The following is a 6,927-nucleotide window of genomic DNA, read 5'->3' on the forward strand; positions in this document are numbered from 1 at the left end:
AGTCACCCGCGATAATGGTCGGCCTGCGCTCCAACTCGGCCAACCGATCGGCGATATAGCTGAGTTGCTTTCGGCGATTGCCGCGCAGCAGGCCAAGATGCACACCGACGATCCGAACCGGTCTTTCAGCAATTGCAAGATCGACGACAACGGCGCCGCGCGGCTCCAACGCGGGCAAGTCGTAGCGGTGGATCGCTTCCACGCGAATGCCCGGTCGCTTCAGCATCGCAATCCCGTGCCATCCCAGCCCCACGGCGGTCGGCGTCAGATCGACCACTTCGAACGGGCCGATCCGCCCTTGCGGGCTTGGCAAGGCCGCAGGGCGCGGATGGCGGCGGAAATCGGCTTCCTGCAACAAGACCACATCCGCATCAAAGCCGGTAATCGCGTCAATCGTCCGCATCGGGCGGCGGCGCAAATCGCGCCCAAGGCCGGCGCGGATGTTCCAGCTTACCAGTGTCAGTTCAGTCATGTTCTGCTGTCTTTTCGCTTTGTGAATGCGGCGCGGCGTCCATCATCCGGTCCGCGATCAGAATAGCGAAAGACCGTGTCGGAGAAAAGGCTGACGGCATGAGTGTCAAAATCTAGATCAGCGGCACCGCCCCCGGCAATCGCCAGAGCGCGCACCCGACCGCGAGAGAGGCAAGCGCGACGAACGGGCTGACGGTCGCACGCCGTCCTGCCAGATCTGGTTCGACAAGTCTCCAACCCACATCTGCGCGACCGTCAGCAGGACGCTATGAAACAGCATTCTTTCCAGATCACCAAATTGCAAGATTGACATTGCCACGGGAAACGCGACCGCAACCAAGGAGCCGAAACAAGGGGCCAGTCCCATTGCCGATGAGGCGCAAGCGGAGTTGTCGCCCCGTTCCCTCCGCTCGGGATCACGTCGATAGGTTCGAAGCGGTTTTCGTGCTGCCAACCCATGAGGCAGGGGGCAAAGCATGGCCTTCTCACCCTGATAAGGCGGGCTCCGGTCAAACATGCCGATCATCCGCAGTTTGGCGAAACCCCGCAAATGTACGCAGCGCAACAATGAAAATGACGGCCCAGACCAGCGCGCAGGCTGATCGCGCCGACGGTCTGCAACGCGTAGCCGCCGCCAAAAGCCATGTGGAGAAAAAAAGGCGAGCGTGACGAGAACCGTCATGACAAAGATCGCAATTGAGAGGCGCACCGCCCAGCTTTGCCGCCAGAACAGGCCAAAGCCCGCCGCAACATAGGCAAAGCCCGCGATGAAATTGAACCAGAGAACAAAAGGCACCGCATTTTCGACAGGCACATTTCCAAACAAGGCCTTGCCGCCCGCACCAATCGTCAGCAGCCCGAACAGGACGGCCACTATTGCGGCGGGTGATAGCCCCCGTTCCTTGGTTTCCATTCACTTTGATCCTTCAGTTTGCTCAGGATACTGCATGTCCAGTCGCTAGCTCTGATATACCTAGGTGCCGGGTGCGTCCGCGACCGGCGCCCGATCCGTTCGGCCCGTCTGCGGTGGGGCGGTCGGCTTGCCGGATTGGGCGGCACGCCATTCTGCCCATGTGATCCACCAAGACCCTTTTTTGTTCTGGCTCCGCTGTTAGCCCTGTTTCGGGGCTAACATGAAGATTCTCCGCCCGTCGCGTCCGCGTCCGGCAGGTCCGGTGCGAATGACCGGGTTCGGACACGAGCCCCGCATTGTGCCCGCCGCTGGTCAGCACGAAAGTCACACCGGTATCGCTGAGCATGTCGATCTTGAAGACCGACTGCCAAGGCGCGACATGGTCCCGGATCGTGCCCACAGCGAAGATCGGCAAACGAAGGTCGGAGACATTGACCGGGGGCGCCGCCCACCTCAAGCCGCCCCTCCGCAAGATCATTGTTCAGATAGAGTTTGCGCAGATGTTCGGGGGGCACCCGGAAAGGCATTCGCATCGCAACCGCGTTCCAGGCCATGAGGTCAATCATCGGTCGACGTTTACCCATCAGGCAATCGTGGACCGCGCGCGACCAGATCAGATCATTGGAGCGCAGCATCTGGAACGCGCCCGCCATTTGGGTCGTATCCAGATAACCCTGCTTCCGCATTACGCTGTCGAGAAACGCAAGCTGGCTTTCGTTGATGAAAAGCTGCAATTCGCCGGGTTCGGTGAAATCGACCTGACTTGCCAGCAGCGAAAGCGAGCCAAGCCGGTCATCGCCATCACGCAGCATTGCTGCCGCCGCAATCGACACAAGGGTGCCGCCCAGCCAATAACCGACCGCCTGCACCTTTTGGTCCGGCACGATCTGCCCGATCACATCAAGCGCCTCCATGACGCCAAGGCAGCGATAGTTATCAAGCGTCAGGTCGCGGTCGCTGGCTTGGGGTTTGTCCACGAAATCATGAACACCGTATGGCCCTGCTCCACCAGATAGCGCATCACGGAGTTTTGCGGCGACAGATCGAGGATATATTATTTCATGATCCATGCCGGAACGATCAGGATCGGTTCGGGCCGCACTTGGGCCGTGCGCGGGCTGTACTGGATAAGCTCGATCAACCTGTTGCGATAGACCACCTTGCCCTCGGTAACTGCGACATCGCGGCCTGGCTGGAAAGCCTCGGTGCCTTCAGGTGCGGCACCGAACAAGTCGTCCTTGATGTCCTGCAAATAGTTCTGCATTCCTCTGGCCAGGTTCAGTCCGCCCGCTTCGCGCGTCTTTGCCAGCACGACGGGATTGGTCCAGAACAAGTTGGCGGGGGAGACGAGAACGAACATTTGCCGGGTCAGGAACTGCAATTCGCGTTGGTGCTGGGCACTCACGCCCGGCGCATCGGTCCCCGCGCACCGCGCATGCTCAGTTGCGCATTCCAAGGGGTCCGCGCGATACCGGCCAAAGGGTTGGCACAAACCATGGTGGCCGACTACGAGGGGCAACTTCATCAATTGCTTGTCGAGGGGAAGGCCTGTCAGGAATTGCGCCCTGATCTGGACGCCGAGGCCGCGGCGACGCTGTTCATTGGAATGATTCAAGGGCTAGTGATGCAATCGCTGATCGCAGGCGACATCCGGCGCATGACAAGGAACGCCCCGCGCATATTTGCGATCTATCGACAGGGCATCGAAGCGTGTGGGACCAAACTGGAGGTCTGATCAGATCACGACGGATTGCGCTTGTTTGGAGTTCTTGCGGTGACCGCCAGTTTTCAGGGCTTCGCGGTGGCGAGTGGTTTTCTGACCCTGAGTGATACGCCGCCCGAAGGTTTTGCCCGTGGCAACGGTCGGGTTGAGGCGGTCGATCGAACGAGGCACGATCGGGGCACTGCAACCGACTTTGGAACAATGCTATCGCGTTTGGTCTGTTGTCGGGGCACCATCCGGCGCGCAAAAGGCGGCGTGCAATGCCTCAACAACGGTTTGCACCTCGGGCCGCACAATCTCGTAATAAACCGCTGTCCCGTCCCGGCGCGCTTTGACAAGGCCATCACCGCGCAACCGCATGAGGTGCTGCGACAACGGAACCTGGTCGATCTTGAGGCTGTGGCGCAAATCGGCCACGGATTTCTCGCCATCCACCAACGCGCAAAGCACCAGAAGGCGCTGCGGGTGCGACAGGCTTCGCATCAGGTCAGCCGCCAGATGCGCCGCCGGTATCATCTCTTTTATATTCATATTCTTGAATTTATATTATTTGAATGTTATGTGCAAGGATGAAAGGATTCGCAAGCGCAGCGAGGCAGCAGGGATTGGCAGGGTTAGGAAACACGCCCGCCGCAAGATCGCCCTTGGCATGCGCCGGATCAGAAAGTTTCGGGATATCCGGGCCGGGATCAACCACAAGGCCCGGCGTTCTTTGAAAAGGAGAGTGAAATGACTGTCAATCGTGCGGTGATGATGTTCGCGGGGGTCATGGTCCTCGTTTCGCTGGCGCTTGGGTTCTATGTGGCGTCCTGGTTTTATCTGCTGACGGCATTCGTCGGGTTCAACCTGTTTCAATCGTCGATCACCGGCTTTTGCCCTGCCGCAATGGTTTTCCGCAAGCTCGGGTGCCGCGACGAGACATGCGCAAAATAGCCCAAACATCCCTTCGCTTTGCCGTCCATTGGTACAAGCCCGCCAGATTCTACGAAAGTTGATGACCCAATGCTCCCAACAATGCTGCGTTATTCACTCTGCGCACTCGCCGTATTCGCAATTCCGGGGCCGGGCCGCGCCGATGCCACTGAGTTCCTGGTTGAGGCGACGACGATCCCGGAGATGAAAGCTGTTTTCGGCCAGGTCGAAAGTCGCATCGTCGTTCCGGCCCGCGCCCGCATCGGCGGCACGATCCGGCAGCTTGAGATCTCGCAAGGCGATGAGGTTACGCAAGGCGATGTCATTGCCGTAGTCGTAGACGACAAAATAGCACTTCAACTGAACGCTGCCGAGGCGAAGATAAAGGCGCTCAACTCCCAGCTTGAAAACTCCAGAATTCAGCTTGAACGCGCCCGGCAATTGCGGACAAGCGGCGTTGGCACACAGGCCAATCTGGATCAGGAGAATATGCTGTTCATCGTGGCCACCAATGAGGTCGCAGCGGCGGAAGCGGAAAAAGCGGTTATTGCGCAGAACGCGCGCGAAGGCACGGTTTTCGCCCCTGCTTCCGGGCGCGTGCTGACAGTTCCGGTGACGCCCGGTTCGGTGATCATGCCGGGTGAGGAAATCGGACGGATCGCCCCCGGCCCTTACTATCTGCGCCTGTCGCTGCCAGAGCGCCATGCCGCCGAAATCGTGCAGGGCGCGGATGTTGTTGTCGGCGAACGGGGTCTGGCGCAACTGGTGGATGAGACCCCTCAGAGCCATCGGGGCAAGATCGTGAAGGTCTATCCTGAAATCATTGATGGCCGGGTTATTGCCGATGTGGAGGTCGACGGCATCGGAAACTATTTCGTCAACGAACGGGCCTTGGTGTCGATTCCGGTTGGCAAGCGCCGGGTGCTGGCTGTGCCACCCGAAGGCATCCGGGCAATCCATGGCATCGACTACATCCGGATCGCCCTTGATGGGAGAATACTGGATGTGGCGGTCATACTGGGCGAGGTGTTTGAGATCGACGGTGCGGCACGGGTTGAGGTTTTGACCGGGTTGCAGGGCGGTGACCGGGTTGTGCTGCCATGAAGCTTGGTATCGCAGGCGGTCTGACCCGCGCATTCATCACCTCCCCGCTGACGCCACTGTTTTTGCTGGCGGCACTTGCCCTCGGTCTGGTCGCACTCATCTCGCTTCCACGAGAGGAGGAGCCGCAGATTTCGGTGCCGATGGTGGATATCCACGTCATTGCCAATGGCCTGAAGGCGGAAGATGCGGTCAAACTCGTCACGGAACCTCTGGAAACCATTGTCAAAAGTATTGACGGGGTGGAGCATGTCTATTCACAGACCGAAGACGACGGCACCCTCGTCACCGCGCGCTTTTTGGTCGGCACAGATGCGGATGCGGCTATCCTGCGCGTGCAGGAAAAACTTTCCGCCAATATGGACCGCATCCCGGTCGGCATCCCCGCGCCGTTGATCGTTGCGCGCGGGATCGACGATGTGGCGATTGTGGTTGTCACCTTGCGCCCGACGCCGGAGGCCGCGGCGCGTTGGACCTCCAACGGGTTGACGCGGCTTGCGCGGGAGTTGCAGGTGGAGGTGTCGAAACTGCCGGATGTCGGCCTGAGCTATATCGTCGGCGAGCAGCCGGAACAGATCCGGATTGAGCCCGCCCCGGAAAAACTGTCGCTTTATGGAATTACCTTGCAGCAACTGGCTGCCAAGATCGAAGGCGCGAACCGTTCGTTCCGGATCGGGATGATCCGCGAGGATGGTCAGCAACGCGCCATTCTGGCCGGGCAAACCCTGCAAGATCTGCCGCAGATCGGCAATATCCTTCTGACATCGCGTGACGGTCGCCCCGTCTATGTTCGCGACGTTGCCGATGTCGTGCTGGCGACATCTCCCGCTGAAAGTCGCGTCACCGACATTCGCAAGACCGATTCCGGGCTTGACCGCGCGGCTGCGGTCTCGCTGGCGATTGCCAAACGGCCGGGGACCAATGCCGTTGTTATCGCAGATGAAATCGTGAAGCGCCTTGAAGCGGTGCGCGGCCAGATATTCCCGCAGGATGTGGAAATGGCGATCACGCGCGACTATGGCGAGACCGCGAATGAAAAGGCGAATGAACTGCTGTTCCATCTGGGCCTCGCGACGGTTTCCATCGTGGTTCTGGTTGCGATTGCCATTGGCTGGCATGAGGCGCTGGTAGTGGCGGTCGTCATCCCGACGACCATCCTGCTGACGCTTTTTGCGTCTTGGGTCATGGGTTACACGCTGAACCGGGTCAGTCTGTTCGCGCTGATCTTCTCTATCGGGATTCTGGTTGATGACGCCATCGTGGTAATCGAGAATATCGCCCGTCACTGGGCGATGGGCGACGGTCGGGCGCGCAAACAGGCCGCTATTGACGCCGTTGCCGAAGTTGGCAACCCAACCATTGTTGCGACCCTGACCGTGGTTGCAGCACTGCTGCCGATGCTGTTCGTGACGGGCATGATGGGCCCCTATATGAGCCCGATTCCGGCCAATGCCTCCGCCGCTATGGTGTTTTCGTTCTTTGTAGCGGTGGTTCTGACGCCGTGGCTGATGATGAAACTCGGCCAGAAAGGCGGCGGCGGTGGTCACGCCCACGATTCCGCAAGTGGCGGCCGGCTTGGGCGGCTTTACGTTGCCGTGGCGCGACCGATCCTGAAAACCCGCGCCCGTGCTGTGGCGTTCCTTGCCGTCGTTACGGTTGCCACACTTGCATCGCTGGTCCTGATCTATACCCAGCATGTGACGGTGAAGTTGCTGCCGTTCGACAATAAAGCCAACCTTCAGGTCGTGTTAGACTTGCCCAAAGGCTCGTCGGTTGAAGATACGGATCGTGCCTTGCAGGCAATGGT

Annotated in this window: 10 protein-coding genes; 4 read left to right on the plus strand and 6 right to left on the minus strand. The window is 59.6% G+C overall.

Features of this window, described 5'->3' with window-relative positions:
• The 4 genes from L0H65_RS11535 to L0H65_RS11550 all read right to left on the minus strand — a co-directional run.
• A partial coding sequence (locus L0H65_RS11535; protein ID WP_367651985.1) for an endonuclease/exonuclease/phosphatase family protein occupies nucleotides 1-472 on the minus strand: 472 nt, incomplete at its 3' end.
• 117 nt (nucleotides 473-589) lie between these two features.
• Nucleotides 590-1,384, minus strand: coding sequence for a hypothetical protein (locus L0H65_RS11540; RefSeq protein ID WP_301459155.1), 795 nt, complete (start codon nucleotides 1,382-1,384; stop codon nucleotides 590-592).
• 215 nt (nucleotides 1,385-1,599) lie between these two features.
• Entirely contained in the window at nucleotides 1,600-2,361 is a 762-nt protein-coding gene (locus L0H65_RS11545) for a hypothetical protein (protein WP_301459156.1), read from the minus strand.
• A 77-nt stretch (nucleotides 2,362-2,438) separates the two neighbouring features.
• Nucleotides 2,439-2,789 carry a hypothetical protein gene (locus tag L0H65_RS11550; protein WP_301459157.1) on the minus strand — a complete coding sequence of 117 codons (351 nt, stop codon included), beginning with the start codon at nucleotides 2,787-2,789 and terminating at the stop codon, nucleotides 2,439-2,441.
• Nucleotides 2,790-2,879: 90 nt separating this feature from the next.
• Here L0H65_RS11550 and L0H65_RS11555 point away from each other — a divergent pair, with 90 nt between their 5' ends.
• Nucleotides 2,880-3,119 (plus strand): TetR family transcriptional regulator C-terminal domain-containing protein, encoded by a 240-nt coding sequence (locus tag L0H65_RS11555; protein WP_301459158.1) that lies wholly within the window; start codon nucleotides 2,880-2,882, stop codon nucleotides 3,117-3,119.
• Here L0H65_RS11555 and L0H65_RS11560 read toward each other — a convergent pair whose 3' ends face one another.
• Nucleotides 3,120-3,278 (minus strand): hypothetical protein, encoded by a 159-nt coding sequence (locus L0H65_RS11560; protein ID WP_301459159.1) that lies wholly within the window; start codon nucleotides 3,276-3,278, stop codon nucleotides 3,120-3,122.
• A gap of 33 nt (nucleotides 3,279-3,311) precedes the next feature.
• Nucleotides 3,312-3,638, minus strand: coding sequence for an ArsR/SmtB family transcription factor (locus L0H65_RS11565; protein WP_367651986.1), 327 nt, complete (start codon nucleotides 3,636-3,638; stop codon nucleotides 3,312-3,314).
• A gap of 198 nt (nucleotides 3,639-3,836) precedes the next feature.
• Here L0H65_RS11565 and L0H65_RS11570 point away from each other — a divergent pair, with 198 nt between their 5' ends.
• From L0H65_RS11570 to L0H65_RS11580, 3 genes are all read left to right on the plus strand, one after another.
• Nucleotides 3,837-4,040, plus strand: coding sequence for a DUF2892 domain-containing protein (locus tag L0H65_RS11570; protein ID WP_301459160.1), 204 nt, complete (start codon nucleotides 3,837-3,839; stop codon nucleotides 4,038-4,040).
• 81 nt (nucleotides 4,041-4,121) lie between these two features.
• On the plus strand, nucleotides 4,122-5,123 hold the full coding sequence (locus L0H65_RS11575; protein ID WP_301459161.1) for an efflux RND transporter periplasmic adaptor subunit: 1,002 nt from the start codon (nucleotides 4,122-4,124) through the stop codon (nucleotides 5,121-5,123).
• A partial coding sequence (locus L0H65_RS11580) for an efflux RND transporter permease subunit (protein ID WP_301459162.1) occupies nucleotides 5,120-6,927 on the plus strand: 1,808 nt, incomplete at its 3' end. The genes L0H65_RS11575 and L0H65_RS11580, both read left to right, overlap by 4 nt.

It is taken from the genome of Pseudorhodobacter sp. (assembly GCF_030452865.1).
GTDB lineage: Bacteria > Pseudomonadota > Alphaproteobacteria > Rhodobacterales > Rhodobacteraceae > Pseudorhodobacter.